This window comes from Streptomyces sp. MAR4 CNX-425, assembly GCF_048656465.1.
Taxonomy (GTDB): Bacteria; Actinomycetota; Actinomycetes; order Streptomycetales; family Streptomycetaceae; genus Streptomyces.
Genome location: NZ_JBMDLF010000013.1, coordinates 162,239 through 186,888 on the forward strand (window position 1 = coordinate 162,239; position 24,650 = coordinate 186,888).

Annotated in this window: 28 protein-coding genes and 1 tRNA gene; 8 read left to right on the forward strand and 21 right to left on the reverse strand. The window is 72.4% G+C overall.

Annotated features, from left to right (window positions below; genetic code table 11):
* The first annotated feature begins 213 nt into the window (after positions 1-213).
* From ispD to ACHZ99_RS29955, 6 genes are all read left to right on the forward strand, one after another.
* Positions 214-1,029 carry a 2-C-methyl-D-erythritol 4-phosphate cytidylyltransferase gene (gene ispD, locus ACHZ99_RS29930; protein ID WP_420307945.1) on the forward strand — a complete coding sequence of 272 codons (816 nt, stop codon included), beginning with the start codon at positions 214-216 and terminating at the stop codon, positions 1,027-1,029.
* Positions 1,019-1,564, forward strand: a complete 546-nt coding sequence (gene ispF, locus ACHZ99_RS29935; RefSeq protein ID WP_420307946.1) for a 2-C-methyl-D-erythritol 2,4-cyclodiphosphate synthase — start codon at positions 1,019-1,021, stop codon at positions 1,562-1,564. Before ispD ends, ispF begins: the two co-directional genes overlap by 11 nt.
* A 94-nt stretch (positions 1,565-1,658) precedes the next feature.
* Complete coding sequence (locus ACHZ99_RS29940) at positions 1,659-2,072, forward strand: PPOX class F420-dependent oxidoreductase (protein WP_420307947.1); 414 nt, start codon at positions 1,659-1,661, stop codon at positions 2,070-2,072.
* 153 nt (positions 2,073-2,225) lie between these two features.
* Positions 2,226-3,638, forward strand: coding sequence for a cysteine--tRNA ligase (cysS, locus tag ACHZ99_RS29945; RefSeq protein ID WP_420307948.1), 1,413 nt, complete (start codon positions 2,226-2,228; stop codon positions 3,636-3,638).
* A gap of 104 nt (positions 3,639-3,742) precedes the next feature.
* Positions 3,743-4,696 (forward strand): 23S rRNA (guanosine(2251)-2'-O)-methyltransferase RlmB, encoded by a 954-nt coding sequence (gene rlmB / locus ACHZ99_RS29950; protein WP_420307949.1) that lies wholly within the window; start codon positions 3,743-3,745, stop codon positions 4,694-4,696.
* Positions 4,697-4,894: 198 nt separating this feature from the next.
* Entirely contained in the window at positions 4,895-6,517 is a 1,623-nt protein-coding gene (locus ACHZ99_RS29955) for a DoxX family membrane protein (protein WP_420308032.1), read from the forward strand.
* A gap of 48 nt (positions 6,518-6,565) precedes the next feature.
* On the opposite strand, the gene ACHZ99_RS29960 is transcribed toward ACHZ99_RS29955, so the two are convergent.
* From ACHZ99_RS29960 to ACHZ99_RS29970, 3 genes are all read right to left on the reverse strand, one after another.
* Complete coding sequence (locus ACHZ99_RS29960; RefSeq protein WP_420307950.1) at positions 6,566-7,285, reverse strand: nucleotidyltransferase family protein; 720 nt, start codon at positions 7,283-7,285, stop codon at positions 6,566-6,568.
* Positions 7,286-7,353: 68 nt separating this feature from the next.
* Complete coding sequence (locus tag ACHZ99_RS29965; RefSeq protein WP_420307951.1) at positions 7,354-7,767, reverse strand: hypothetical protein; 414 nt, start codon at positions 7,765-7,767, stop codon at positions 7,354-7,356.
* A 220-nt stretch (positions 7,768-7,987) separates the two neighbouring features.
* Complete coding sequence (locus ACHZ99_RS29970; protein ID WP_420307952.1) at positions 7,988-9,124, reverse strand: ABC transporter ATP-binding protein; 1,137 nt, start codon at positions 9,122-9,124, stop codon at positions 7,988-7,990.
* Positions 9,125-9,301: 177 nt separating this feature from the next.
* On the opposite strand from ACHZ99_RS29970, the gene ACHZ99_RS29975 reads away from it, so the two are divergent.
* Positions 9,302-9,375: transfer RNA gene (locus tag ACHZ99_RS29975), tRNA-Thr, on the forward strand.
* Positions 9,376-9,418: 43 nt separating this feature from the next.
* Here the strand turns inward: ACHZ99_RS29975 and ACHZ99_RS29980 are convergent.
* The 18 genes from ACHZ99_RS29980 to ACHZ99_RS30065 form a co-directional block, all read right to left on the reverse strand.
* Positions 9,419-10,804 (reverse strand): tyrosine-type recombinase/integrase, encoded by a 1,386-nt coding sequence (locus ACHZ99_RS29980; protein WP_420307953.1) that lies wholly within the window; start codon positions 10,802-10,804, stop codon positions 9,419-9,421.
* Positions 10,805-10,872: 68 nt separating this feature from the next.
* Positions 10,873-11,067 carry a helix-turn-helix domain-containing protein gene (locus ACHZ99_RS29985; protein WP_420307954.1) on the reverse strand — a complete coding sequence of 65 codons (195 nt, stop codon included), beginning with the start codon at positions 11,065-11,067 and terminating at the stop codon, positions 10,873-10,875.
* 430 nt (positions 11,068-11,497) lie between these two features.
* On the reverse strand, positions 11,498-12,973 hold the full coding sequence (locus ACHZ99_RS29990; RefSeq protein WP_420307955.1) for an ATP-binding protein: 1,476 nt from the start codon (positions 12,971-12,973) through the stop codon (positions 11,498-11,500).
* 2 nt (positions 12,974-12,975) lie between these two features.
* Entirely contained in the window at positions 12,976-13,833 is an 858-nt protein-coding gene (locus tag ACHZ99_RS29995; protein WP_420307956.1) for a DNA primase, read from the reverse strand.
* A gap of 92 nt (positions 13,834-13,925) precedes the next feature.
* The gene (locus ACHZ99_RS30000) at positions 13,926-15,212 is read right to left on the reverse strand and encodes a DNA cytosine methyltransferase (protein WP_420307957.1); all 1,287 of its coding nucleotides are present in this window, start codon (positions 15,210-15,212) and stop codon (positions 13,926-13,928) included.
* A 92-nt stretch (positions 15,213-15,304) separates the two neighbouring features.
* Positions 15,305-15,445, reverse strand: a complete 141-nt coding sequence (locus ACHZ99_RS30005; protein WP_420307958.1) for a hypothetical protein — start codon at positions 15,443-15,445, stop codon at positions 15,305-15,307.
* 17 nt (positions 15,446-15,462) lie between these two features.
* The gene (locus ACHZ99_RS30010; RefSeq protein ID WP_420307959.1) at positions 15,463-15,951 is read right to left on the reverse strand and encodes a hypothetical protein; all 489 of its coding nucleotides are present in this window, start codon (positions 15,949-15,951) and stop codon (positions 15,463-15,465) included.
* A 13-nt stretch (positions 15,952-15,964) separates the two neighbouring features.
* The gene (locus ACHZ99_RS30015) at positions 15,965-16,159 is read right to left on the reverse strand and encodes a hypothetical protein (RefSeq protein ID WP_420307960.1); all 195 of its coding nucleotides are present in this window, start codon (positions 16,157-16,159) and stop codon (positions 15,965-15,967) included.
* Positions 16,156-16,428 (reverse strand): hypothetical protein, encoded by a 273-nt coding sequence (locus tag ACHZ99_RS30020; protein ID WP_420307961.1) that lies wholly within the window; start codon positions 16,426-16,428, stop codon positions 16,156-16,158. Before ACHZ99_RS30020 ends, ACHZ99_RS30015 begins: the two co-directional genes overlap by 4 nt.
* Positions 16,429-16,569: 141 nt before the next feature.
* The gene (locus ACHZ99_RS30025) at positions 16,570-18,795 is read right to left on the reverse strand and encodes a cell division protein FtsK (protein ID WP_420307962.1); all 2,226 of its coding nucleotides are present in this window, start codon (positions 18,793-18,795) and stop codon (positions 16,570-16,572) included.
* A 179-nt stretch (positions 18,796-18,974) separates the two neighbouring features.
* A complete protein-coding gene (locus tag ACHZ99_RS30030) occupies positions 18,975-19,355 on the reverse strand; it encodes an RRQRL motif-containing zinc-binding protein (RefSeq protein WP_420307963.1) in 381 nt (126 codons plus the stop codon).
* A complete protein-coding gene (locus ACHZ99_RS30035) occupies positions 19,355-20,422 on the reverse strand; it encodes a hypothetical protein (RefSeq protein WP_420307964.1) in 1,068 nt (355 codons plus the stop codon). The genes ACHZ99_RS30030 and ACHZ99_RS30035 overlap by 1 nt, the downstream gene beginning before the upstream one ends.
* Positions 20,423-20,501: 79 nt before the next feature.
* A complete protein-coding gene (locus ACHZ99_RS30040) occupies positions 20,502-20,831 on the reverse strand; it encodes a hypothetical protein (RefSeq protein WP_420307965.1) in 330 nt (109 codons plus the stop codon).
* The gene (locus ACHZ99_RS30045) at positions 20,828-21,283 is read right to left on the reverse strand and encodes a Pycsar system effector family protein (protein ID WP_420307966.1); all 456 of its coding nucleotides are present in this window, start codon (positions 21,281-21,283) and stop codon (positions 20,828-20,830) included. Before ACHZ99_RS30045 ends, ACHZ99_RS30040 begins: the two co-directional genes overlap by 4 nt.
* Positions 21,280-21,546, reverse strand: coding sequence for a DUF6284 family protein (locus tag ACHZ99_RS30050; protein WP_420307967.1), 267 nt, complete (start codon positions 21,544-21,546; stop codon positions 21,280-21,282). The genes ACHZ99_RS30045 and ACHZ99_RS30050 overlap by 4 nt, the downstream gene beginning before the upstream one ends.
* A 496-nt stretch (positions 21,547-22,042) precedes the next feature.
* Positions 22,043-22,204 (reverse strand): hypothetical protein, encoded by a 162-nt coding sequence (locus tag ACHZ99_RS30055; RefSeq protein ID WP_420307968.1) that lies wholly within the window; start codon positions 22,202-22,204, stop codon positions 22,043-22,045.
* Positions 22,205-22,412: 208 nt separating this feature from the next.
* On the reverse strand, positions 22,413-22,574 hold the full coding sequence (locus tag ACHZ99_RS30060) for a hypothetical protein (RefSeq protein ID WP_420307969.1): 162 nt from the start codon (positions 22,572-22,574) through the stop codon (positions 22,413-22,415).
* Between the two features lie 85 nt (positions 22,575-22,659).
* Positions 22,660-23,121 (reverse strand): pRL2-23, encoded by a 462-nt coding sequence (locus ACHZ99_RS30065; RefSeq protein WP_420307970.1) that lies wholly within the window; start codon positions 23,119-23,121, stop codon positions 22,660-22,662.
* 809 nt (positions 23,122-23,930) lie between these two features.
* On the opposite strand from ACHZ99_RS30065, the gene ACHZ99_RS30070 reads away from it, so the two are divergent.
* Positions 23,931-24,647: an XRE family transcriptional regulator gene (locus tag ACHZ99_RS30070; RefSeq protein ID WP_420307971.1), complete on the forward strand. Its 717-nt coding sequence runs from the start codon at positions 23,931-23,933 to the stop codon at positions 24,645-24,647.
* The last annotated feature ends 3 nt before the right edge of the window (positions 24,648-24,650 follow it).

Sequence of the window (24,650 nt, forward strand, 5' to 3'; positions counted from 1 at the left end):
CGCCGCGCGTGCGTATGCTCGCGTGCGGCGCTCCGGGCCGGCGGCTGTCCCGCTTTCCTGTGGACATCCCGCACCGGGCCCGGGCAGCTGCTTCGACCAAGTGCGTCACGGAAGGGGGTCGACAGCGAGCTCCGCGGTGGGGGCACGAAGCGTCGTGCCCGGCACGTTTTGGCCATACCCATCTCGTCCGAGGACACAAACCTGAACACCGCAATGACTCCGTCAGGCCCGTCCGACTCGCCCGCCGCGTCCGTGCGGACCCGGCCCGGCCACTCGGACCCGTCCGCTCCGCTCCGCTGCGCCGCGGTGATCCCCGCCGCCGGCCGCGGCGTGCGGCTCGGCCCCGGCGCGCCCAAGGCGCTGCGCGCCCTCGGCGGCACGCCGATGCTCGTCCACGCCGTACGCGCCCTGGCCCGGGCCCGCGCGGTCTCCCTGGTCGTCGTCGTCGGCCCGCCCGGCGAGGCGGCGCAGGTGCGCACGCTGCTCGACGACCACCTGGAACACCTCGCCGACGACTCGACCGAGGTCGTCGTCGTCTCCGGCGGCGACACCCGCCAGGACTCCGTACGCCTGGGCCTGGCCGCGCTCCCCGAGGACGTCGGCGTCGTGCTCGTGCACGACGCCGCCCGCCCGCTGGTCCCGGTCGACACGGTGGAGGCCGTCGCCGCCGCGGTACGGGCCGGGGCGCCCGCCGTCGTACCGGCGCTGCCCGTCACCGACACCGTCAAGCAGGTCGAGCCCGGCGGCGAGCCGGGCGGCCCGGAGCCGGTCGTCGCCACGCCCGAGCGGGCCGCGCTGCGCGCCGTGCAGACCCCGCAGGGCTTCGACCGCCGGGTGCTGACGGAGGCCCACGAGAAGGTGCCCGCGGCCGGCGAGGGCGCCACGGACGACGCCGGGATGGTCGAGCGGCTGGGCGTCGAGGTCGTGCTCGTACCGGGGCACGAGGAGGCGTTCAAGGTGACGCGGCCGCTGGACATGGTGCTGGCCGAGGCCGTGCTGGCGCGGAGGAGGGCGACGGATGCCTTCTGAGCCGGATCAGGCGGGCGGGGCGGCCGGGGTGCCGGGTGCGCCCGGGGCGTACGCCGTGCTGCCGCGCGTCGGCGTCGGCACCGACGTGCACGCCTTCGCCGAGGGGCGCGAGCTGTGGTGCGCCGGGCTGCTCTGGGAGGGCGAGAGCCACGGCCTCGACGGGCACTCCGACGGCGACGTCGCCGCCCACGCCGCCTGCGACGCGCTCTTCTCCGCCGCCGGCCTCGGCGACCTCGGCGCGCACTTCGGCACCGGCCGGCCCGAGTGGTCCGGCGCCGCGGGCGTGGCGCTGCTCGGGGAGGCGGCCCGTATCGTGCGCGCGGCGGGCTTCCAGGTCGGCAACGTCGCGATCCAGGTGATCGGCGTCCGGCCGAAGATCGGCAAGCGGCGCGCGGAGGCGCAGGAGGCGCTCTCGGCGGCCGCCGGAGCGCCGGTGTCGGTCTCGGGCACGACCACCGACGGCCTCGGCCTCACCGGGCGCGGGGAGGGCCTGGCGGCCGTCGCCACGGCGCTCGTCCTGCCGCCGACCGGGTGACGCGGATCCGCCGCCGCCGCGCGGAAGGTCCGGCGCGCGTGCGTTGTTGGGTACGCAGGTAGTTCCCACCCGTGCGAAAGCGGAGGAGTCCCTCGTGTCTGTCACCCTCTCCGACAACCTCAAGAAGGTCCTCGACGGCCAGGTCTTCATCACCGTCGCCACCGCGCAGCCCGACGGCGCCCCGCAGGCGTCGCCCGTGTGGGTGAAGCGCGACGGCGACGACCTGCTCTTCTCCACGACCGCCGAGCGGGTCAAGGCCCGCAACCTGAGCCGCGACCCGCGGGTCAGCGTCGTCGTGGTCAACCCGGCGGCCCCGTACAACTACGCCCAGGTGCGCGGCAGGGCGAGCATCACCACCGAGGGCGCCGTGGAGCTGATCGACGAGCTGTCCGTGAAGTACACCGGCAAGGACTACGACACCTTCAGCGGGGGGCGGCGCGACGACGGCACGCGGGTGGTGGTGCGCGTGACGCCGGAGAAGGTGTCGGGCCAGGGCGACCTGCACTGAGCGCCCCCCCCGCGCGGGGGGCGTGCAGGGGCGCGGGGCGCGGGCCTGGCGGCGTACGGGCCCGGTGTCGGCGGGCGGGCCTACCCTGGGGCGGGTGTGCGGGGAAGGCGGACCGGGGCCCGCGGGGGGTCCGGGTCCTACTACCCTTGAGGGGTGACCATTCGCCTGTACGACACCAGCGCCCGGCAGATCCGTGACTTCACCCCGATCACCCCGGGCTGCGTCTCGATCTACCTGTGCGGCGCCACCGTGCAGGCCCCCCCGCACATCGGGCACATCCGCTCCGGCCTCAACTTCGACATCCTGCGCCGCTGGCTGCTCCACCGCGGCTACGACGTGACGTTCATCCGCAACGTCACCGACATCGAAGACAAGATCATCGCCAAGTCCGCCGACCAGGGCCGCCCCTGGTGGGCCATCGGGTACGAGAACGAGCGCGCCTTCACCGCCGGCTACGAGGCCCTCGGCTGCCTCCCGCCGACGTACGAGCCGCGCGCCACCGGCCACGTGCCCGAGATGATCGAGATGATGCGCGCGCTCATCGACTCCGGCCACGCCTACGCCTGCGACGGCAACGTCTACTTCGACGTCCGCTCGTACCCGGACTACCTCGCCCTGTCCAACCAGGACCTGGACAACCTCCGCCAGCCCGAGGGCGAGGGCGAGACCGGCAAGCGCGACCCGCGGGACTTCGCCATGTGGAAGGCCGCCAAGCCGGGCGAGCCGTCCTGGGAGACCCCCTGGGGCCGCGGCCGCCCCGGCTGGCACCTGGAGTGCTCGGCGATGGCCCACAAGTACCTGGGCTCCCGCTTCGACATCCACGGCGGCGGCATCGACCTCGTCTTCCCGCACCACGAGAACGAGATCGCCCAGTCGAAGACCTTCGGCGACGGCTTCGCGGACTACTGGCTGCACAACGCCTGGGTGACCATCGCCGGCGAGAAGATGGCCAAGTCCCTCGGCAACTCCGTGCTGGTCTCCGAGATGGTCAAGCGCTGGCGCCCCATCGTCCTGCGCTACTACCTCGGCACCCCGCACTACCGCTCCACCATCGAGTACAGCGAGGAGGCCCTGCGCGAGGCCGAGGCCGCGTTCGCGCGCATCGAGGGCTTCGTGCAGCGGGTGGTCGAGAAGGCCGGTGAGCCGGTCGCCCCGGCCGCGGACGTGCCGCCCGCCTTTGCCGAGGCGATGGACGACGACCTCGGGGTGCCGCAGGCGCTCGCCGTCGTGCACACCACCGTCCGGCAGGGCAACGCCGCCCTGTCCGCCGACGACAAGGAAGCCGCCGTCGCCCGCCTCGCCGAGGTACGGGCCATGCTCGGCGTCCTCGGCCTCGACCCCCTCGACGAGCCCTGGACGGGCGCCGCGGGCGGCGCCGGCGGCGCGGACCGGGGCGCGGATCTGCACGGGGCCGTCGACACCCTCGTACGGCTGGTGCTGGAGCAGCGCGAGGCGGCGCGGGCGCGCAAGGACTACGCCGCCGCGGACGCCATCCGCGACCAGTTGCAGCAGTCGGGCCTCGCCGTCGAGGACACCCCCGACGGCCCGCGCTGGACGCTCGGCTGACCGGCCGGGCCGGACCTGACAGGACCTGAGTGTGCCGCCCGGCGGACCGGGCGGCACACTCGTGACGTAGCGAAACACCGACCGCAGAAGCAGGTGGAGCCCCCATGGCCGGGAACAGCCAGCGCCGAGGCCGCAGAACCGCGAGCAAGAAGGGCGCGACCAAGGGCAGCGGCGGCAAGGGCCGCCGCTCCCTGGCGGGCAAGGGACCCACGCCGCCCGCCGAGCAGCGCCCCGGGCACGCCAAGCAGCGCGCCGCACGGGCGCGCGCGAAGAAGGCCGCCGCCGGCCGCCCGGCGGCCCGCCGCGGCGGCCGGGGCAGCAGCGAGCTGGTCGTCGGCCGCAACTCGGTGTACGAGGCGCTGCGCGACGGCGTGCCGGCCACGACGCTGTACGTGCAGCAGTACCTCGACAGCGACGACCGGGTGCGCGCCGCGCTGCAACTCGCCGGGGACCGCGGCGACGTTCACCTGATGGAGGCCCCCCGCCCCGAGCTGGACCGGATGACCGACGGCCTGAACCACCAGGGGCTCGTGCTCCAGGTCCCGCCGTACGAGTACGCCCACCCCGAGGACCTGCTCGACGCCGCCGCCGAGGACGCCGCGGACCCGCTGGTCGTCGCGCTCGACGGGGTCACCGACCCGCGGAACCTGGGCGCCGTCGTCCGCTCCGTCGCCGCCTTCGGCGGGCACGGGGTCGTCATCCCGGAGCGGCGGGCCGCGGGGATGACGGCGGGCGCGTGGAAGACGTCGGCGGGGACGGCGGCGCGTACGCCGGTGGCGCGGGCGACGAACCTCACGCGCGCGCTGGAGGCGTACCAGAAGGCCGGCGTGATGGTCGTCGGTCTCGCGGCCGACGGGGACGTCGAGCTGCCGGAGCTGGACCTGCTCGACGGGCCGGTGTGCCTGGTGGTCGGCAGCGAGGGCAAGGGCCTGTCGCGGCTGGTGGGGGAGACGTGCGACGTGCGGGTACGGATCCCGATGCCGGGCGGCGCGGAGTCGCTGAACGCGGGGGTCGCGGCCGGGGTCGTGCTGTACGAGGCGGCGCGCAGGCGGGCGTGAGCGCCGTGCGGGACGGCGCGCGGCGAATCGTTACGAGCCCCCGCGAACGGTGTGTTTGACGGGCCTCCGACACAAAAGGGCCGTGTCAGGCAGTGTCCAATCGCCGCGTCACTCGGTTAGTGGAGTGTGGACACCAGAACTCCGCCCACCCCCGCGGGTGGTCGCGCCCAGGAGACCGAGGACCCCGGCCGGCTGACGATGGTGCGGATCCCGAGCGACCCCGCCCGGATCAACGTCGACAGCCCCAGCTTCCGGGTGCAGCTGGGGCCCTCGTCCCACCGGTCGCTCGCCGCGGCAGGCGCGCCGCTGTACGGGGCCGGGGCCGGGCTCGGCACCGGCCCCGGGGCGCTGACGCCCGCCCTGGTGGGCGCCGGGGCCGCCGCGGGCGCCGCCGGCGGGGCGCGGCGGCGGGCGCCCGTCGTGTGGACCGGCCGCGCCGACGACACCGCCGCCGGCCGGCTGCTGCAAGCCGTCCCCCGCGGCGACGCCGCCGGCCGGCACCCCGCGGGCGCCCCCGACGCGACCGCGACGCAGCTGCTGCCCCGCGTCGACGAGGCGACCCAGGTGCTGCCGCGCGCCGGCGACGCCACCCGGGTGCTCCCCCGGATCCCGGAGCCCGCCGCCCCGTACGACCCGTACACCGCCCCCGGCGACCCCGGCCCGGCGCCGGACGGCACCGCCCCGGACGGCCCGGACGGCCCCGCCCCGGACACCGGCGCCGACCGCCCCCGCGGCCGTACCCAGCGCCACGGCGCCGACCCCGTCCGGCACGCCTTCTACCCCGGGCGCCGGATGAACCTCGGCGTCGTCCTCCTCCCCCTGCGCATTGTCCTCGGCCTCGTCGCGCTCTACGCCGGCATGGGCAAGCTCAGCGACCCGCTCTTCTTCGACGGCGGCGAACGCGGCTCCATGCGCAGCTGGCTGGACCGGATGGACCCCTGGCTGATCGCCCGGCCGCTGTACGACCTCGCCCTCGCGCACCCCGTGGGCGCCGGGCTGACGGTCGCGTTCCTCCAGATCATCGTCGGCGTGCTGACGATCTGCGGGCTCTGGCAGCGGCTCGCGGCGGCCCTCGGCGGGCTGCTCGCGCTCGGGCTGCTGGTGACGGTGGCGTGGCAGACGTCGTCCGCGTACGACGCGACGGACGCCCTGTTCCTCGCCGCCTGGTCCCCGCTCGTGATCGCCGGCGCCCCCGTCTACTCCCTCGACGCCCGCCTCGCCGGCGAGGCGTGGCGGACGCTGGGGCCGCGCTCGGAGCTGTGGGAGCTGCGCCGCCGGGTGCTGCGCCGCGGGACGGTGCTGGCCACCGTGATCGTGGGGCTGGCGCTGCTGGTGGGGTCGATGCTGGGCGCGGCGGTGCGGTCGTCGAGCACCGTACGGGTACCGGGCCCCGACGAGCCGCCCGTCAACCACCTGCCGGGCACCCCGCTGCCCACCCCGCCCGGCGGCGAGGGCAAGGGCGGCGACGCGGGCTCGGCGACCCCGTCGCGGGACGGCACCGGGCTGCCGGGCGGCGCGTCGCCCGACGCCGACGCCGGCCCCGAGCCGGGCACCGCGTCGGCGGGCCCGGCGACGGAGTCGGGCAGCGTCGCCCCGGAGCAGCAGCCGGCCGCGCCCCCCGCCTCCCAGGCGCCGCCGCCCTCGTCCGCCGAGAACCCGGCGCCGCCCCCCTCCGACGCGGGGCCGGGCACCGGGACGGACCCGGGCGCGGCGGAGCCGGGCGGGGACGGCGGGAGCACGGGCGACGGCGGCGGCTCGTCGGACGGTTCGACGGGCGGCGAGGAGAAGCCGCCGGGTCTGGTGGGCGGGTTGCTGGGCTAAGCGCGGAGGCGTACGGGGCCGGGGGTCACCCCCCGGCCCCGCTCCGCGTCAGCCCCGGCCCAGCTCCTTGGCCGCCTCCGTCAGGTCCTTCGCCGTGTCGATCGCCCGCCAGTACGCCCCCTGCGGCAGCGGGTACCCGGCCAGCCGCCGCTGCCGCGCCAGCCGCGGGAACGTGGCCCGCTCGTGGTCGCCGCGCTCCGGCAGCAGGCCGCGGAAGGCGGCGGAGAAGACGTAGACGCCCGCGTTGATGAGATACGGCGACGGCGGCGCCTCGATGAAGTCGACGACGTGCCCGAACTGGTCCGTCTCCACCGCGCCCCACGGCATGTTCGGCCGCGCCAGCGCCAGCGTCGCGTCCGCGCCCCGCTCCTGGTGGAACGCGGCCATCGCGCGCAGCGAGAACCGCGTCCAGATGTCGCCGTTCGTCGCGTACCACGGCTCGTCCGCCCGCGGCAGCGACGCCGCCGCGAACTTCAGCCCGCCGCCCCGCCCCAGCGGCTCCTTCTCGACCACGCAGCTCACCTTCAGCGGCAGCTCCGTGGTCTCCAGCCACTCCTGGAGCACCTCGGCGAGGTGCCCGCAGGACACCACGGCGTCCGTGACGCCCTCGGCCGCCAGCCAGGCCAGCTGGTGCCCGATGATGGGCACGCCGGTGCCGGGGATCTCGACCATCGGCTTCGGGCGGTCGTCCGTGTACGGACGAAGCCGTGACCCCTGCCCACCGGCAAGGACCACGGCTTGAGTGGGTTGTGCTGCGGCTCCGGTCATACCCCGCACCCTAACCGGCCGGTAGCAACCGGCCGCGGGTACGGGGCGACCGGGCGTCCCGTACGCGCCTACTGGGCCGCGACGACCCCGGAGGCGAAGGCGGTGTCGCACACCGGGCGCGCGTACGACTGCGCGCGTGCGATCCCGTACTTGGCGACCGCGGCCTCGCCGAGCGCGCGGGCGATGCCGGCGCAGTGCCGCGCGAGCGACGGCCGCGCGCGCACCTCGCGCTGCAACTGCGTGAGCGCGGTGCCCGGGTCGCTCTGCCGCAACTCGTCGACGAGGCGGTCCCGCAGCACCTCCTGCGGGGCGCGGGCGGCGGACTTGGCCGCCGAACTCTTCGCGGAGGTGCTGAGCATCCGGGAGTCGGCCGAGGACGACGCCCAGGGGACGGTGGCGACCGCGAGCGTACCCGCCAGAACGAGTACGACGGGGAGGACGAATGCGATGGTTCTGCCGATACGGCGCGCTGCCTGTTTCACGAGGGCGATCGTAGCGATCGGTAGTGATTTGGCGACATTGAGTCACCCTAACGAGCGCGGTTGGCCGGGAAATTCGAATTCCGTGTTGACGTGAGCGTCGAACGAAGGGGCGGACTGTCCGACGCACTTGCCGTTACGCGCACGCGCGACGGCGCCGCACCCCCCGCGGAGGGTGCGGCGCCGTCGCGTACGAACCGTGCGAACTGCCGGGCGGCGCGGGTCAGTCGCTGAGCCGCGCGCCGGAGGACGTGGCGAACACGTGCGTCTCGCCGGGCCGCGGGACGATGTGCAGCGTCGAGCCCTTGTCCGGCGCGGCGCGGCCCGAGACGCGGACGACCAGGTCCTTCTCCTCGCCGCCGACGTTCGCGGAGCCGTAGACGTAGGCGTCGGCGCCCAGCTCCTCGACGACGTTGACGGTGACGGGCAGACCGGCCGGAGTCCCGGCCGCATCCTTCGACAGGCTCTTGTCGGCGGGGGCGTCGCCGTTGGCCAGGTCGAAGTGCTCGGGGCGGACGCCGACGGTGACGGTGCGGTCGCCCTGGTCGGACGCGGCGGCCAGGGCCTCCCGGCTGACGGGCACGACGCTGTTGCCGAACTTGACGCCGCCGTCGATGATCGGCACCTCGACGAGGTTCATCGCCGGCGAGCCGATGAAGCCCGCGACGAAGAGGTTGGCCGGCTTGTCGTACATCTCGCGCGGCGTGGCGACCTGCTGGAGCAGCCCGTCCTTGAGGACGGCCACCCGGTCGCCCATGGTCATGGCCTCGACCTGGTCGTGGGTGACGTACACCGTGGTGACGCCGAGGCGCCGCTGGAGGCCGGCGATCTGCGTACGGGTCTGGACGCGGAGCTTGGCGTCGAGGTTCGACAGCGGCTCGTCCATGAGGAACACCTGCGGCTCCCGGACGATCGCCCGGCCCATCGCGACGCGCTGCCGCTGACCGCCGGAGAGCGCCTTCGGCTTGCGGCCCAGGTAGTCGGTGAGGTCGAGGATCTTGGCGGCGTCCTCGACCTTCTTCCGGATCTCCGCCTTCGGCACGCCGGCGATCTTGAGCGCGAAGCCCATGTTGTCGGCGACCGTCATGTGCGGGTACAGCGCGTAGTTCTGGAACACCATGGCGATGTCCCGGTCCTTCGGGGGCAAGTGCGTGACGTCGCGGTCACCGATGTGGATGGTGCCGGAGTTGACGTCCTCCAGCCCGGCGAGCATGCGCAGGGACGTCGACTTGCCGCAGCCGGACGGGCCGACCAGGACGAGGAACTCGCCGTCCTCGATGTCGATCTCCAGCTCGCTGACCGCGGGGGTGTCGGAGCCCGGGTAGGTCCGGGTGGCCTTGTCGAACGAAACGGTTGCCATGGTGTTTCCCTTCACCGGCAGGAACGTGCCGGACGATCCGAGTAAAGGAGTGGTGTAGTCCACCGTTGTGGACCTGGCGCTGACCGTACCTGCCGGTCAGGCCGCTTGTCACCACCCCGAAGGCCCCGAAAACGCAATCCCGTGCCCCCCGGCGCCCCGGTTACACTGCACGGGCGCGCCTCCTTAGCTCAGCTGGCCAGAGCAACGCTCTTGTAAAGCGTAGGTCGTCGGTTCGAATCCGACAGGGGGCTCCGACGACCCCAGCTTAGAAGTGCTCTGAGCTGGGGTTTTGCGCTATCGGATGCGTCGGCGGCGCCGTGCGCGGGCGGCGCGGGTGTCCTTGGTCTCAGTCCTGGTCTCAGACGTGGCCCCGGGACTGGGCATGAAGGTGTTGCCCATCCGCTTCATGGCGTCCTTCGAGAGGTGAGATCGGCCCTTGACGTACCGCCGCGTCTGGCTGATCTGGGTGTGCCGAAGGATCTCCATGATGGTGGGCATGTCCACCCCCAGCTCGTTCAGGATCGTGCCGGCGGTGTGGCGGCTGCCGTCGTACAGGCGCCGGTCATCGATGCCCGCTTCGGCGAGGAGCTCCTTGAACTCTTCCCAGTCGGCCCGCGGGTCCAGCGGGCGCCCGTCCGGCCGTGCGAACAGCACGTCGTGCTCCTGCCACAGCTCGCCTGCGGCGGCGCGCGCCTGCTCCTGCTGCGCCTTGTGCTCACGCAGATGCGGGATGAACGGCGGCGGGATAGGCACCGGGTTTGTGCTCTTCTTCGTCTTAGGCCGGGTGAAGGCGAGTCCGCCGCCCTGGCGCTCCGGGCACGTGCTGGCGTGCCGGGTGCAGCCCTTCGGGCATGGCTTAGGACAGCCACGCGTGTACGACTTATGCCGCCTGCAGTCCTCTGCGCACGGCTCGAAGCGGTGCAGCCGGGCGCCGCAGGCGTGCGGGTCCTTGCAGCCGTGCCGCCACGTCAGCCGCTGAAGCTGCCACTGCGGGTGGACCAGCTCGTTGTCGAGGTCGACGTAGGCCCAGCGGAGCCCAAGGGTCTCGCCCTGCCGGAAGCCCATCCCGACCCCGACGACCCACCGCATGAACGTGGGCCGCTTTGCCGCCGCTTCGAGGAACGCCTTGGCCTCCTTCTGGGTGAAGGGATTCGCCTCGGTCTCCTCCTGGGTGGGCGGATCAACGAGCGTGGCGACGTTCTCGGCGATGATGCGGCGGCGGTGGGCGATCTTCAGCGCTCGGGACAGGATGCGGTGCACCTTGAGCACGTGCGAGGGAGCGTGTCCCTCGGCGAGCATCGTGGCATACATCCTCTCCAGGTGCTCAGGGGCCAGCTTGTCGAGCCGGTGCTTGCCGACGCCGGGAACGATGTCGTTGCGGGTCTTGGACCAGTAGTCGTCCAGGGAACGCGGCCGGAGCTTCAGGCTCGCGATGGTAGTGAGGTAGGTCTCCATCCACTGCTCCACGGTGGGCACCCGGCCGGCCTTCGGCGCCCGGCCGCTGTCACGCTGCTTTTCCAGGGCCTTGACCTTGCGGAGCACCCCCGTCTCGGTGCGGGCGCGGCGGTGCCGGCGGTCGGGGCTGCCGTCGGCCTTAACGCCCATGGTGACGCGGCCGTGCCACCATCCGTCGCTGCCGAAATAGACGGATGACTCCATGTTGGGCTTGCGTGGGCTCATGCACTTCCTCCATGCAGAGAGGCGGCCCCGGACCGGGGTCCGGGGCCACCTCGTGTTCGGTGCGGTGTTCAGGCGGCGGGCGAGAGTCCCGCCACGTAGCTCTCCAGGTCGCTGCGGCGGATGCGGCGGCAGCGGCCCAGCTTGATGTACTTCACGACGCCGGCCGCCATCAGCTCGTAGAGGGTCGAGCGGCCGATACGGAGCACGTCAGCGGCTTCCTCTGCGGTATAGAGGAGCTGATCAGCAGGGGCAGGCTTGCTCATGCGGGTGCAACCTCCTTGGCGGGGCGCACTCCTGTCCGAGGTGCGGATTTCTGCGTCACTGCGTCATCTGCGTCACTCATACCCCCTGGTCTGCGGTTTTGAGTGACGCAGGGGGTTGAGGGCTGCGTCACTGGTGACGCAGGCGCTGCGTCATCGGTGACGCAGGTGACGCGGGGTGACGCAGGCTTCGCCGTCCTGCGTCACCGCCGTTGCGGCAGGGCACGGGCCGTTTTGGGCCCGCGGGTGACGCAGGTGACGCAGCGCTCCTCTCTTCGGACAGGAGGGAGGGAGATGTCTGTACGGGTTGCGCTCTGGTCAGAGCGTGAAGAGAAGGAGCCGCTTCGCGGCGCGTCCATCGGGCGGCGGCAAGCCGCCGAAGAACAAGAAGAGCACCCGGGGGCTGGTGCTCTTCTTGCTTGTGCGCCGCGTGTCAGTGCATCTGCTCCTGCTGGTGTGGGGGCGGTGTGGCGGGGCGGGTCATCTCGATGTAGCGGGCCTTGTTGATGCGTCCCCAGTCGATGAGTACGCCGCGGGCGGCGAGGGTGGGCTGGAGGCGCTTGAGGCGGTCGGAGAGGACCTTTCCCGTGGTCGGCCACCCCTTGGGCAGGGGACGCAGTTCCTCGCCCGCGTAGAGGCGCGTGAGGCAGTGCAGCCACTCGGCAGAGGTCATCCGCTCCTCATCGCCCGGTGCGAGGCCGGCGGCGTGCTGCAGCACGGTCTGTGCGAGGAGGTCACCCTCGATGACGTCGTCGTTGAGGTCGTCCAGGCTCGCCCGGTACGCGCTGAGTGCTCCCCACCCGGTTGCGGCGTCGAGCTGCGCGCACAGGTGCGCGAAGTCGGCCATTCGCAGGTCGGTGGGGATGTCGGCTTCGGCGGCGCGGACCTGAACCGTCAGGTCCAGGAGCGAGCCGAGGACGACGGGCAGAACCTCGCCGAATTCCGCCCACAGCTCCGCTTCGGTGCGTCGGGTGCGGGGGCGTTCGAGGCGCAGCGGGAGCAGCCGTTCGGCGAGGTCGGGCCGGATGACGCCCACGTCGATGCCGGTCAGCAGCAGCGGCCGGCGGTAGCGGGCGCGTACGACGTCGCCATCGGTGTACAGGGCGCGTTTGATGGTCTCGGCGCCGGTGACGATGCAGCACATCAGGTCGGACAGGTCCGGAGCCACGTGGGAGAGGTTGTCCAGCGCGGTGACCCATCCCGCGGCCACCGCGGCGATCAGGTTCTCCTCATCCTTCGGGGCGCGGCGCAGGTCTGCGCTCATGCCCTCGATGATCCGCACGAGCATCCGCCCGCCCGTCGACTTCCCCGCCCCCTGCGGGCCGGTCAGGAACGGGGCGGGCACGGGCACGGACGGCTCCAGGCAGCCGATGAGCCAGGCCACGGCCAGGCACTCGGTTTCGGCGGTGGCGAAGTTGCACAGCCTCAGCAGCAGGTCGATGCCCTTGCCGCCGGTGTCCTTGGCCGGTAGCGGCAGTTCGCCGGTGAGCTGGGTGCGGCGCCAGCAGGCCTCTGCCGGGTCGGGGGTGAGGATGTCCCATCCGGTGGGGTGGATGCGGACCGACTTGCCGTCGTTGCGGCCCAGGTCCAGCCAGGTCGCGCCGTCGAAGCCGGGCGCGACCCGGATGTGGACTTGCTGGACGTCCTGGCTCATCGCCAGCGCTTCGATCAGGTCCAGCGCCTCTTTGAGCGCGGTGCCGTTGAACGAGCCGTATCCGTCGCGGAACAGGCCGACCATGAGTTCCTGGCGGTGGCTGCCCGAGGTGCCCTGGGAGCGGATCGGGCGGGCCACGGGGTGGCCGTTGCGCTGCGCGAACACGGTGCCGTCCGCGGTGCGGAAGTACCGGAAGTGCTCGCTCGCGTAGTCCGTGATGATCGCGCGTGCGGGGGTCTTGTCGTCCTCGGACATGGCTAGAGTCCCAACCGGGTGCGGGCGTTGGTCCATGCGTCGGTGCAGTGCCGGACGGTTTCGCCCTTGGCCTGCGCGGCGGTGAACAGCCGGGCGACGTGGACGTCGGTGAGGCAGCCGCAGCGGCCGTGCGCGGACAGCACGGCCAGGAACGTGCTGTACACGGTCGCATGCACCCGGCTGGACGCGTCGGTGATGCGCTGCACAGCCATCGCGATCCCGCGCTCCAGGAACGCGGGCGTACGGTGCCGACACGGACCCGTCCCGCCCGGCGCCGCCGCGCCGGCGACCGCCGCCGAGGGGGGCGGCGGCGGCTCCTTGGCGGCCAGCTCGCTGACGGCTTCGGGCAGCGCGGTCATGGTGCCGGTGCCGGGCCCGAGCCACCGCGCGTAGGACATCGCGGACTTGATGTCGACCCCCTCACGCACCGCGTTCACCGACCGCATGGCGCCCCGGTAGATCCAGTGCTCTCCGCGCGTGCTGGCCACGGTCCGCGTGCCGGGCAGGGTCCGGCGCGCCCACGTGACGGCGGCGGGGGTGTCAAGGTCGACGATGGTCACCCCGGCGCCGCCGGGGTGGTAGGCCACCGCCGCCGCGCTGCGCCACGCCCGCGCCCACGCGGGCGAGGTGATGACGTGCGGGTCGGTGGTGGCGGTGGCCCAGCCGTGGCACGGCCCGGGGCACGCGCACGGGCCGGGGTTCTTCATGTTCGGCCGGCCACCGCAGGCGTTGCCGGCGCAGGCACGGCAGTTGCCGACCGGGACCTTGCCTTTGCGTAGGGGCAGCACGGGCAGGCCGTCGGCGGCGAGCCGCACGGCGGTCGCGAGGTGAACTCGCGGGTTGTCGTCGGGTTGGGTCATGCTGGAGTCCTCCAACAGGTCCGTGAAGCGGGCTGATGGGGCCGGGGCGACCGCGTGTCTTTGGCGAGATGGGGCGGTCGCCCCGGGTGGGTTCAGGCGATGTCCAGTGCGAGCTGGGCCGGGGCGGGGTCTGCGGTTGCGGGGGCGGCTTCGGCTGCCAGCAGCGTGCGGTAGGCGTGCGCGGCCTGGTGGATGACGACGCCGTTGCCGAGGATCTTGAGCTGGTCGGAGCGGGGCAGGCCGAGGTCCGTGCCGGTGACCCAGCCGGGATCGGCGCCCATCATCCATTCCACGAACGTCGGCGCCAGGCGCCGGTTGCCGCGGGCGCCGGGTTCGGTCGGCTCCGGGGCGAGCCATCCGAGGACGCTCTCCCAGCGGTGGATGGCGGGGCCGTAGTCGGTGCCGTTGGTGGCCACCCACCGCCCGTCCAGCCGTACGGCCTGGCCGGGCAGGTAGTAGCGGCCGGCCGCGTCCCGCTGGTTCGGCCCGCCGTGCGGCCCGTCCGACGCCTTCGGGGTGGGCAGCAGGTTGACAACCACCTCGTTCAGCGGCCGGGAGTTGGTGCCCAGCAGGTTGGAGGCACCGGACTTCCAGTCCCGCGCCGCCGGGGTCGGCAGCAGCGTCACGGCGGTGCGCAGGTTCATGCCCCCGCGGCGTTTGGGGGAGGTTCCGGGGCCGCCGGTGCCGTCGGCGGCGGCCGGGGTGGGCAGCAGCGTCAGCCGGCCGCCGTCTGCGGGGGCAGCAAGAAGACCACTTCGTCCTCCAGTGTCGGCCCGTGCCCGCCCGCCCGGCGCTTGTCCGGGTGCTGCGGCCCGCCGTTGCGGCCCAACTGCGAGGTCGGGGTCTTCAGCAGCGGGATGCGCGACGGCGAACCAGCGGTCGCGCCGGTGGCAGGCTCCGACTTCGGGGTCGGAAGCTCGTAGGCACATCCACCGCGCGTCGTACCCGATCGCGGCCAGGTCCGCGGCGACGACGTCGAGTCCGCGGCTTCGGATGGCGGCGACGTTCTCCAGGAACACGAGCCGGGGTCGAAGATGGCGAACGGCTGCCGCGATGGTTTTCCAGAGTCCGGAGCGGTCACCGGCGATCCCTCCCCGAGGTCCGGCGTTGGAAATGTCCTGGCAGGGGAAACCGGCCGTCAGCGACGCCGGCCGCGGCATCCCGGCGGCCAGCGCCGCCCAGTCCACCGCGGTGATGTCACCCAGGTTGCGAGCGTGGGGCAGGCGCGCGGCCAACAACCGGGACGCGGCCGGGTCCCTCTCACCGACCACGGTCGTCGTCGCGCCGGTGACGGCTTCGACGGCCAGGTCGAGCGCGGCAGAGCCGGTGCACAGGCTGATGTTGCCGCCGTCCGGCGGCCGGGCGGGGTCATGGGTCATGCTGGAGTCCTCCAACAGGTCCGTGAAGCGGGCTGGTGGGGCCGGGGCGACCGCGTGTCTTTGGCGAGATGGGGCGGTCGCCCCGGGCGTGGCTAGGGGCAGGTGCAGTCGGGGCGTTCGCTGCTGCCGTCGGCGCCGCACCCGCAGCAGTGCGGGTACGCCTCGCCGCTGTCGTACTCGTACTCGCAGGTGGGGCAGTCGGGGAACTCGTCCTCGTATGCGTCGTAGACCATGGGGTGCCTTCCTGGTCTCAGTTGCCCGTGGTGGAGCGTCCCCACCACCGGTTGTGGTTGGTGATCGTGCTGTGCTTCTGTACGACGGGCCCCGTGTAGTGGTGGTGGTGCTCGGTCGGGGCCGCCTCCTTCGCGGCCTTCCCGAGCGCCTTCACCAGCCCTTGCAGGGAGAGCAGCGCGACGGGCGGGGTGGCGCAGAGGAGACCGACGACCATCGGGTCGGCGTAGCCGGACGCGACCAGCACGAGGGACACGGCGCCGCCGACGCCGAGGGAGCACACGCCGCCGGCGAGCATCAGCCCGGAGGCGTCGGTGGCGGCCTGGGACATCGGCGGCCGGCCGGGCTGTGTGACCGGCGGAGTGGTGCCGACCTCGGGTAGGGGGCTGTTGTCCCGGTAGCGCATCGGCCGGGCGGCGATCGCTTCCTCAACGGCGGCGATCAGCTCGTCGGCGTCGCGGCGCCGCTGCCCCTCCTTGGCTCGCGGTTCAGGCTGCGGAACGGACATGCGCGGCCTCCTGTCAGGTGCCGATGTCGCGGGCGGCGTCGGCGAGCGCGACGACAAGCTGGTTGACGGTGGGGGCGGCGTCGGTGCCGGCGAGGTAGAAGCCGAACAGGGCGGCCACGACGGCGGCCCCGACTGTGACCGAGCGCATCTTGAGCGCGGCGAGCACGGCCACACCGAGGAGCAGCACCAGGGAGAAGCTGACGCTCATCGCGTGCCCCCCGCCCCCGGAGCGGTGCCGGCGCGGTAGGTGCGGGCCCACCGGTTGTAGAGCCAGCGGCCGGTGCGTATGCGCCGGCCGGTGGCGCGGCAGCGGCGGCAGGCCCGGCCGCGCTTGAGGCGCCCGCGGCGGTTGGTGCGCACGGCGTAGCCGAATCCGCGGCACTTGCGGCAGGCTCCGAACGGGGAGACGGCACACAGGCCGCTGTAACCGAGGGTGATGGCGAGTAGGCAGGTGATAGCGAGTAGGGCAGGGGTCATGAAGGGCCCTCCCGGGCGGTTTCACAGGGTTGTCGCAGGTGGGCCGCTAGCCACTAGCGACCTGATCAGATGAGGTTTGGGGCGCTAAGACGGCTGCTAACGCTAGCGGGGTATCCCGCTAGCGTTAGCTGTGATCGAACCTCAGCCCGCGTCCCGGTTTCCGTCACGCTCCGCAATCGCGGTGGTGATGTGGGAGCGGTCGATGCCGCGCCGGTTGACGACCTTGCCGCCCTGGCGACGGCCCACCTGGATCGTGGAGATTCCGCGCGGCTTGAGCGCGGCGGCCAGCGTCTCAGGCTCCCAGCCGTCATAGACGTCCGGGCGCAGTTCGGCCAGGCGGGTCACGATGGTCTCGGACCACACCTTGGCCTCACCGGCGGGGACGACGGCGAGGATGTCGGCGAGCAGGTCGTACGCCGGTGCGGTCGGCTCCGGGGCCTCCCCCAGCGCGTGACCGGACAGGGTGCCGGCGCGTTCGCGTCCGACGCGGGCGCGGCCGGCGATGGCGTCGGCGGTGGGGGCGTCGATGAACGCGCTGGAGACGATGCGGGCGTCGGCGCCTTCGCCGACGAAGTAGTGGATGCCCTTGTCTCCCCAGGTGAACATGGTCGCGCGCACCCCGCGCTTGTACGCCGAGGTGCCCAGCACCATGTCGTTCTCCAGCTGGCCCATGACCTTCAGGCACCACCGCGCGCTGGCGTTCGCGGAGATGCCGGTGGGCAGCGCCTTGGCGTCCGGCCGCTGGGTCGCGAGAAGCAGCACGATGCCGGTCGCGGGGCCGCGTTTGACCAGGTCAGTACAGATCTCCTCGAACTCCTTGCCGTGCTCGGGGTGCTCGAAAAGCACCTGGCACTCATCCACCCCCACCACGATCGGGTGCAGACCCAGGGACCGCTTGGAGGCGAGTTCGCTGGTCACCTTCGACTCGGGGCAGACATCCCGCGGCAGCGAGCGGATCGCCTTGGTGCGCCGCCGCAGTTCCTCGCGCAGTTCACGCAGGTCAGCCAGGACGTAGGTGAGGGTCTCGTCGTCGTCGCCTGCACCGTGGCGGTGGGAGACGGCGTCGCCGACCGGGTCGAGGTCGCCGGTGCCCTTCATGTCGTAGGTGTGCAGCTCCGCCCGCGGGTCCAGGGCCGCGATCAGCAGCAGCAGGCGCAGCAGGAACGTCTTGCCCATGCGCGGAATGGCACCGATGACGCCCGCGATGTACATCAGCGTCACCTCCACCCAGCGTCCGCGCTGGTCGGTGCCGTAGGCGACGGGCTTGAACAAATCCACGGTGCCGGACTTGGCCAGCGGCCAGGTGGGCTTCTTCGCCTTGGACATGTCCTGATCCCCGACCCACAGCACCAGGTGCCCGGTGTGCTCATCGGGCACGGCTTCGGGCCACACGCACCCGAGCGGGCGGCGCAGCCCGGAGGCCAGGCGTTCGCGGCGTTCGATGATGTCGGTGACCGTCACACCGTGCGGCAGGTTGCCCTCAGCGCGCCAGCCGGGCCCGTCGCGGGTGATGGGGGCGGTGAACTCGAAGCCGTCGCGCCCGACGGCTTGGGCCCGGTTGATGGGGGAGATCCCGAGCGAGCCCAGCGCGCGCAGCACGATGTCGGACGTGAGCTTGGTCGCCTTGGGCAGCTCCACGGCGCGGTGGATGACGGGATCGTCGGCCTTGCGGCCGGCCGCTCCCAGGGCCAGCGTCACCGCGCCCACCGAGAGCGCCTGCAACCAGCCGGGGGCAAGTACATAGATGGCCAGCGCCGAGCCCACACCGACGAACAGCGCCAGCACCGTGACCAGGGTGCGCAGCCGCACGCGGCCGTCGCGCTGCCGGGAGAGCTTGAGGTAACGCTCGGCGTCCTCGGCGCGCACGGCGGCGAGCCGGACCGGCTCGCCCTCGCGGTCGGCCATCCACCGCAGCGTGCCGCCGACGAACCGAGCGGCACCGACCGGCGCCTGCAGCGTGAGCCGGGCGGCGTAGACCGGGGAGCGAAGCGCGTGGTAGCCGGTGGCGTGCGCGTAGTGCCGGGCCACCCAGGACGCGGCCGTCTTCAGCTCCTCCGTGGAGCGCAGCCACGGCGGGACGACCGGGCGTCGCTTGGCGCCCAGGAGCCGGCCGAGGTAGCCGGGCCCGGCCGACTTCGGTGTCGGCACGTCCACGTTCGGGCGGGCGGTCGGGTCGGCCGACTCGGCACCCGACCCGGTCGTGTCGAAGTCGGCCGGCCCGGGGGTGTCGAGTCGGGTGGGCGAGTCGGCCGACCGGTCGCGGGCGGACCGGGCCTTGTCGAGGTCGACTACCTCGCCCGCGGAGTCGGCCGTCATCTCCGCTTCGAGGCGGGTGAAGAGTTCGTGGTCGTCGTCGGGATGCTTCACTGGCAGTGTCCTTCCGGATCAGGAGGGATGAGCGGGGCCCGGTGCATCGCTTTGGTCGGTTGAACACCGGGCCCCGTGAACTGGACCGTACGGCCGGTCCCGGGCGCCAAGGGGTACAACAGCTACCCCCTCGTTGAGGGGTAGGACTTGTACCCCTCACGTGATCTTGGCTTCACGCCTCAGGCGGCCTGCCGGGTGGCGTGGGCGCAGTCGTTGCAGATGCCGCGGGAGGTCGGGATGCAGTACCAGCGCTCCACCCGGCAGCGCGGGCAGGTGCGGCGGGCGATCATCATGGCGTCGAACGCGGCCCACTTCGCCAGCGTCATCGGCCGCACCGGCGCCGCCTTGGCGACCTCGTACAGGTACGCCACTCGCGGTTCGCCGGTGCGGCGGGCGAGCCGCATCACCTGAGCGGCGATGGGCTGCCCGCCCGGCCGCAGCCCGCGGGCCCGGAGCTGCCGGCGGGTCGCCAGACCCTCGGGCGCCAGGCGCCACGGGTACGTCGGCACGCCGTAGCGGGTGCCGGTCGGGTCGTAGCACTCGGCGTAGGCGGTGGTCATCAGGACGCCACCGGTTCGTCACGGGCTTCGTGCAGGCGGGCGCTGATCCAGCCCACCGACCATCCGGTGTGCTGCGCGATCTGCCGGACGGAATGCCCGGCAGCGGCCCCGGCGCGTACGGCTTCCAGCGCTTCGGCCTCGTTCATTTTCGCCGTCGCGGTGGTGTTCACCGGCTTGCGCGCGGTCCTCTGGTGCGGCTTGGCGAGGCGTTCACGCCCGGCACCCTCAGCCCGTTCACGGGCCTGTCGCTCGCTCTGTTCACGCTCGCGTTGTTCACGCTGTTCGTGGTCGACGCGTTCACGCTCGCGCCGCTGATGCTCTACCTGTTCGCGGCGCTCGCGCTCGGCGCGTTCGCGTTCCTCACGTGCCAGTTCAAAGGCGCGCTGTTCGGCCCGCTCACGTTCTTGGCGGTCCAGTTCCTCACGGCGCAGCCGCTCCTCATGCTCGCGCTGCTCACGCCACTGTGCGGCTTCCCGCTCCGCGCGCTGCTGCTCCAGCCGCTCGGCGTGCTCACGCTGTTCACGCTCGCGCCGTTCAGCGTCGGCCTGACGCTGTTCACGCTCGCGCCGCGCGGCCTGTTCACGCTGCTCGCGTTCGATGCGTTCACGCTCGCGTTGTTCACGGTATTCACGCTCGATGCGTTCAAGCGCGGCGGTGATCGCCCGGCGGTAGGCAAGCCCGGCTTCGGCGGTGACGATGAGCAGCGTGGGCGCGACCGCGTGAACGGCCACCCCCACCGCATCGCCGTGCAAAGCGGAATGCCCGATGTTCAACGCCAGGGTCATGATCCCGGTCAGCCAGCGCAGGACCGCCGGCCACCGGCCGGCCGTCCCGCCCAGCCGCGCAACGGTGGAGTCCAGCCGCACCACGATCACCACGGCCGCGTCGACCACCAGCGGCAGAATCGGCGCGGTCCACTCCCAGCCCTGGGGGGCGACACCACGAACCAACGGCGTGACCGTCAGCACGGAGAACAGCATCGCGCCCAGCGTGATGCCCCACGTGCCGACCGACAGCGTGCGCTCAGCCGACCGGACCTGACCCGGACTCATCGTGGAGAAGTTCATGCCGCACCACCTCCCTCAGGTGCCGTGTGGGTGCCGGTCAGGACCGGCCCGGCCGCCGCAGCGGCAGAAACGAGCGCGCTCATGTGGCGCCTCCCACCGCCACCAGGGCGGGCACGTCGCCGAAGCCGGTCAGCTCCACCTCGGCGCCCGCGTAGTCGGCGAACGCCCGCAGCACGCGGGTACGGCCGCCGCTCTGCTCGCGGTAGACGACGGCGTCCGAAGCAACGGCCAGCGCTTCACGCCACACCTCGAAGTCGGCAAGGCTGTGGTGGAACGCCAGCCGCAGCCGGTTCGGGTAGATCGGGGAGACCTGCACATCAGGGACAGGAAGGTGCCCGAAGTCCACGCTCAGGAGCCGCAGCACCCGCAGCGGCACAGCCAAGTCATCCAGCGTCAGCGCCTCGCTCATGCCGCACCGCCCAGCGTGGCCAGCGCGGCACCGAACAGCAGCGCGGCGGCGGTGCGGGTCAGGTCGACAGCACGGGCGAACGCGGTGAACTTGCCCACCGCGATCCGCGACAGGTCCGCAACCTCCGCGGCCTGGTCGCATCCGAGAGTGGCGCGGATCTCCTCGGCGGTGAGCGTGGCCCACAGCGGGAAGCCGCCCCCGCCGCGCAGGTTCGGGCGCACCGACCGCAGCAGCAGCGCAACGGCGACCACCAGCAGCCCGATACCCGAACCGCCCAGCACCCGGGCCGGGGCGGTCAGCGGCACGCTGCTGCCGACGGTCCACACGCCCGCGAAGACGGCGGCGATGAACGCCAGCAGCAAGCTGGTCTTGGTGTCGACACGGGCGATTTCCGCCTTCACCTCCCCATGAGCGGCAGCAAGACGCGACTCACGGGCGTCACGGGCACTCATGCGGCACCGCCCGTCGTGCCGGTGGTGCGGCGGTTGGCCAGCTGACGGCGAGCGGTGAGGACCCGGCGGCGGGCCCGGCGCAGGCGCCGGCGGTCCAGCTCGCCCGGCACCCGGTCCAGGGCGGCGATCTGCGCGTCCAGGAACGCAACTTCAGCGTGGATGACGGGCATCTCGGTCTCGATCGCGTCCAGCTCCGCCGGCGTCGGCTCACGGCCGGACGTGTCACCGGTTCCGGCCACTTCAGGCGCGGCCATACTGTCCATGGGTCGTACTTCCTTTCACGCAGGACGGCCCGACAGCGCTCCCGGAGATGGCCCTCCGGGAGCGCGCGGCACATGGGGGTGGGACTGGGAAGGTTCCCCCTCGAAAGTCGGTGTGGACACCGGGATTCCGGCTCCCCGCACCCCCGCCCGTCCGCACACCCCACCAAGTGCAGGTGCGCGGACGGGCGGGAGAGGCAGCCGACCACCGCCCCGCGGGGCGGTCGTGCCGGTGTTCAGCGCAGGGTCGGGTCCGCGGCCATCAGGCGGCGGGCCAGCGCGACCCCGGCGGGGGTGAGCGCGTCACGCGAGACCAGGTCGGCCGCGTACAGGCTCATCAGCGCATCGGCGTTGCGACTCGATACACGCTGGTCCGGCCGGCGGGCGGCGCGGACCAAGATGCGCTGCTGGGGGTAAGGAACGTCAAGCATGAGCACTCCCGAGGTTGATTCCGGCTCCCCGCCCTGCCCGGCCGGCGCCGGGCAGGACAGGCAGCCGCTCAGCCGCGGTCACTCCCGCTATTGCCGGCGGACTGCTGTGCCGCCGCGAGCCTCTGCGCGGCCTCTTCCGCTTGAGCGGTGGCCTGTTGCGACGCCGCTAATGCCTGCGCCGCCCGTTGCTGCGCAGCCTCCATCTCCGCGAGCGCGTTGCTACGCTCCATACCGATCACTCCCTGACTGGTAGGTGAGCTGATCAGGGCCCCGGGAGGTGTTCCAGCACCTCTCGGGGCCGCCCTTTGGCGCCGGACTTTCCGACTCCCCGCGCCCCCGCCCGTCCCCCGCCGCATGCGCGGGTCGGGGTACGGGCGGGAGAGGCAGCCGGCCACCGCGCCCCTGCGGCGTGATGCCGGGGGCGGGTGGTGCCGGGCGTTACTTGTTCTGGTCGTCGCTGGGGTGCATCTCGTCCAGAACCTCGTTCATGTTCTTGTGGTACTCCGCGTACCTCGGGTCACTGGTGTCCTCGACGCCCTGGCACAGCTGAGCGGTCCGGGTCAGGTAGTCGGGCATCCCGTCGATGCGGTGGTCACTCATCAGAGATCTCCTCTTGTTGGGTTCGGCCTGTTCTGGCCGACTGCCCGACGGCCCCGGCCGGTGGGCCGGGGCCGCAGACGGTCCGTCAGATCCGGGTGCCGTACAGCGCCTTGGCGGCGGTCTCACGCAGCGCGGTGTGTGCCTGCCGGGCCCGCAGCCCGGCCTCATCGCGCTCGTCGTCCGGTACGTCGCCGATCGCCATCGCGGCGTCGACCGCGGCCTGCGCCATGGCCAGCAGCTCGCGGTCCGTGGTGGCCATGTACAGCGTGTCCATCGCGCTGGTGACCGCCGACCGGGCGGCGTAGCGGGCCTGCCGCGCCTCGGCGGTGTCGGGCTGGAGCTCCCGGCGGGCGGCGACCTTGAGCCACTGGTGTTCGCGGTGGGTCACGATCGCGGCCAGCAGCGCGGGAACAGCCTCGGCGAGCGCCTGCCGGCGCCGCTCAGCCGTCGCGTTCCGCGCGGCGCGGGCCGTCGTGAGGTGCTGCATGAGCCCGGCGACCACAGCACCGGCGAGCGTGCCCAGAACAGCAATGAGTGTGGTGGTCATGAAGTCTTCTCCTCGGGATTCCGGCTCCCCGCACTCCCGCCCGTCCGCCGCCCACCAGGCAAGCCGCGCAGACGCAAACGGACGGGAGAGGCAGCCGGCCCACCGCGGCATCGCGGCGGAACCAGGGGCGGACCGTGAGGTCTGCGGCGCCGCCGGCCGGTCCGTACCGGCGGCGCCCTGGTAGTCGTCGTGGTCGTCGGTACACACCGACCTCCCAGCAGATCGCAGGGAAGAAGACTGGCGGGCGTGGCCATCGGCCACGCGGTCCGTCTTTCGAGAGGGGCAGACGGGGCCCGCGATCTTTGCCCTTGTCTCACCTGTGCGCATGGATCACGACCCCACCCCCGGCAGGGGGCGGCATCGGAAAAGGTGCGTACGAGTCGCACAGGCAGGGCCTACGGCTTGTCGCTGTTGCCTGATCCCGGGTGACCAGAGGACGCCACCTGTACAGCGCCCCTCCGCAGATCTCTTACTCGGAGGCGCCAGCGCGTCATGGCTCCGGGGTACGTCTGTTCAGTTGACAAGGGGCTTGCGCTTCCCGTGGGCTCCGGTTCGGGAGCACCGCCGAGGCGTTGCAGTACCTGTTTTACAGGTACTGCATAAGGAGGGTCAAGCGCACCGGCTGAACTTCCGGGTCTTGCGTCGGGACTTCTTGGTGCACCATCAGAATCGCCGCAGGTCAGGGGAGTTGGTCACCTCATGCGTGGACAGCTCAGGTAGATCTCGCTACCGTCCAGAAGTCCCTAGACGTCCCCTCGGGGGTGCAGATGTCCAACGAGCGTCTGAGGTCGACCCTCTTAGCGCGGAACATGACCGTGCATCAGCTCGCCGAAGCGATCGAAGTGAACCCGAAGACGGTCGAGCGGTGGATCACGCAGGGCAAGGTGCCGTATCGGCGCCATCAGTACGCCACTGCATCCGTGCTCGGCGTGGACGTGACGACGCTGTGGGAAGACGATTCGCGTGCTGTCGACAGCGCGACTGACCTGTGCAAGGCGGAGATCCTGACGGCGTATCCGCATCGCCATGTCGTGCCAACCGACCTGTGGCGGCAGATGTGCGAGCGCGCAACGCGGCAGATCGACATCCTCGTCTACGCCGGCATCGGGCTAGCTGAGGACCCGCGGTTCCTGTCGGTCCTCAAGGCGAAGTCGCGGAAGGTCACGATCCGCGTGCTGATGGGCGATCCCGAGTGCGAAGCCGTCATCCGCCGTGGTGTTGATGAAGGGCATCGGATCATGGATGGCAAGATCCGTAACGCACTGGTCAACTATCGCCCGCTGTTCACCAGCCACCCCGAAATCGCCTTTCGGCTGCACGACACCGTGCTCTACAACTCGGTCTACCGTGCAGATGACGAGATGCTGGTCAACGCACACGTGTACGGTATCGGTGCCTACCTGGCTCCGGTGCTTCACCTTCGGCGACTCCCGGGCGGGGGGCTCTTCGACACGTTCGCCAACAGCGTGCAGCAGACCTGGGAAGGCGCAAGGCCAGTGACCGAGCACGACATCACAGGAGCTTGAGGC

What these genes read in the sequence shown, in the direction of transcription:
- ispD (WP_420307945.1), top strand. Translation starts at nt 214, where the DNA reads ATGACTCCGTCAGGCCCGTCCGACTCGCCCGCCGCGTCCGTGCGGACC.
- ispF (WP_420307946.1), top strand. Translation starts at nt 1,019, where the DNA reads ATGCCTTCTGAGCCGGATCAGGCGGGCGGGGCGGCCGGGGTGCCGGGT.
- rlmB (WP_420307949.1), top strand. Translation starts at nt 3,743, where the DNA reads ATGGCCGGGAACAGCCAGCGCCGAGGCCGCAGAACCGCGAGCAAGAAG.
- ACHZ99_RS29955 (WP_420308032.1), top strand. Translation starts at nt 4,895, where the DNA reads ATGGTGCGGATCCCGAGCGACCCCGCCCGGATCAACGTCGACAGCCCC.
- ACHZ99_RS29960 (WP_420307950.1), bottom strand. Translation starts at nt 7,285, where the DNA reads ATGACCGGAGCCGCAGCACAACCCACTCAAGCCGTGGTCCTTGCCGGT.
- ACHZ99_RS29970 (WP_420307952.1), bottom strand. Translation starts at nt 9,124, where the DNA reads ATGGCAACCGTTTCGTTCGACAAGGCCACCCGGACCTACCCGGGCTCC.
- ACHZ99_RS29980 (WP_420307953.1), bottom strand. Translation starts at nt 10,804, where the DNA reads ATGAGCCCACGCAAGCCCAACATGGAGTCATCCGTCTATTTCGGCAGC.
- ACHZ99_RS29985 (WP_420307954.1), bottom strand. Translation starts at nt 11,067, where the DNA reads ATGAGCAAGCCTGCCCCTGCTGATCAGCTCCTCTATACCGCAGAGGAA.
- ACHZ99_RS29990 (WP_420307955.1), bottom strand. Translation starts at nt 12,973, where the DNA reads ATGTCCGAGGACGACAAGACCCCCGCACGCGCGATCATCACGGACTAC.
- ACHZ99_RS29995 (WP_420307956.1), bottom strand. Translation starts at nt 13,833, where the DNA reads ATGACCCAACCCGACGACAACCCGCGAGTTCACCTCGCGACCGCCGTG.
- ACHZ99_RS30000 (WP_420307957.1), bottom strand. Translation starts at nt 15,212, where the DNA reads ATGACCCATGACCCCGCCCGGCCGCCGGACGGCGGCAACATCAGCCTG.
- ACHZ99_RS30005 (WP_420307958.1), bottom strand. Translation starts at nt 15,445, where the DNA reads ATGGTCTACGACGCATACGAGGACGAGTTCCCCGACTGCCCCACCTGC.
- ACHZ99_RS30010 (WP_420307959.1), bottom strand. Translation starts at nt 15,951, where the DNA reads ATGTCCGTTCCGCAGCCTGAACCGCGAGCCAAGGAGGGGCAGCGGCGC.
- ACHZ99_RS30015 (WP_420307960.1), bottom strand. Translation starts at nt 16,159, where the DNA reads ATGAGCGTCAGCTTCTCCCTGGTGCTGCTCCTCGGTGTGGCCGTGCTC.
- ACHZ99_RS30020 (WP_420307961.1), bottom strand. Translation starts at nt 16,428, where the DNA reads ATGACCCCTGCCCTACTCGCTATCACCTGCCTACTCGCCATCACCCTC.
- ACHZ99_RS30030 (WP_420307963.1), bottom strand. Translation starts at nt 19,355, where the DNA reads ATGACCACCGCCTACGCCGAGTGCTACGACCCGACCGGCACCCGCTAC.
- ACHZ99_RS30035 (WP_420307964.1), bottom strand. Translation starts at nt 20,422, where the DNA reads ATGAACTTCTCCACGATGAGTCCGGGTCAGGTCCGGTCGGCTGAGCGC.
- ACHZ99_RS30040 (WP_420307965.1), bottom strand. Translation starts at nt 20,831, where the DNA reads ATGAGCGAGGCGCTGACGCTGGATGACTTGGCTGTGCCGCTGCGGGTG.
- ACHZ99_RS30045 (WP_420307966.1), bottom strand. Translation starts at nt 21,283, where the DNA reads ATGAGTGCCCGTGACGCCCGTGAGTCGCGTCTTGCTGCCGCTCATGGG.
- ACHZ99_RS30050 (WP_420307967.1), bottom strand. Translation starts at nt 21,546, where the DNA reads ATGGACAGTATGGCCGCGCCTGAAGTGGCCGGAACCGGTGACACGTCC.
- ACHZ99_RS30055 (WP_420307968.1), bottom strand. Translation starts at nt 22,204, where the DNA reads ATGGAGCGTAGCAACGCGCTCGCGGAGATGGAGGCTGCGCAGCAACGG.
- ACHZ99_RS30060 (WP_420307969.1), bottom strand. Translation starts at nt 22,574, where the DNA reads ATGAGTGACCACCGCATCGACGGGATGCCCGACTACCTGACCCGGACC.
- ACHZ99_RS30065 (WP_420307970.1), bottom strand. Translation starts at nt 23,121, where the DNA reads ATGACCACCACACTCATTGCTGTTCTGGGCACGCTCGCCGGTGCTGTG.
- ACHZ99_RS30070 (WP_420307971.1), top strand. Translation starts at nt 23,931, where the DNA reads ATGACCGTGCATCAGCTCGCCGAAGCGATCGAAGTGAACCCGAAGACG.